This window comes from Vibrio sp. 1078-1, from assembly GCF_033340475.1.
On record NZ_JAWOWM010000314.1, the window covers coordinates 1 to 724 of the forward strand.

The following is a 724-nucleotide window of genomic DNA, read 5'->3' on the forward strand; positions in this document are numbered from 1 at the left end:
CTCGTATCCAAGCTCTTACCACTGGTTTCCCAAAACTCCGTCGCCATTCCTCCCGGATACACGGCAATAATCTTCATTGGCTTACCTTTCAGCTCCAGACGAACCGATTCAATCAATCCTTTGACTGCCCATTTCACAGCGCAGTATGTGGATTCTTGAGCTTTGGGCTGCTGAGCCGCAGTAGACATGATCATCACTACATTAACAGGCTGATCCTTGTATCGCTTAACCAACTCCCGCAGCACGTTAATCGCTGAGCTGAGATTATTCTCTATTAAGGTTTGAATCTGCTCTGGATCTTGCTCTTGTAACAACCCAAAGTACCCACTGCCTGCACTGTGAACCACCGTGCTCGGAATAGAATCTAATTGTTCAAACAATTGTTCCACTTCTTGATGGGATGCGAGATCACAAGCTCGATAGCCAACATTGTTCGATAAGCAGTTTGTGACTGTAGAGAGCTTACTCTCACTTCGTCCAGTCAGATAAGTGGCTTTCCCTTCCGCATCATAAAGCTTGGCCAACTCCGCCCCTAAGCCGCTACTTGCACCTGTGATTACAATCATTTTCTACCTCGTTCGTAAAAATGCTTTCTAATGTGTGTACCAATTAAGGTAACGGAATATAGGCTGATTCACATCTTACGAACGCCATTCTTTGAAGCAGCATGACTTTCTGATTTTAACGCTCGTTAACTTCTAAATATGCCCAATAGTTTTCAAAA

The 724-nt window shown here is 44.3% G+C and carries 1 protein-coding gene; it reads right to left on the reverse strand.

From position 1 onward, the window contains the following. Positions 1 to 566, reverse strand: a 566-nt coding sequence (locus R7190_RS27295; RefSeq protein WP_318137859.1) for an SDR family NAD(P)-dependent oxidoreductase, incomplete at its 3' end; no start/stop codon positions are given. Positions 567 to 724: the final 158 nt, after the last annotated feature.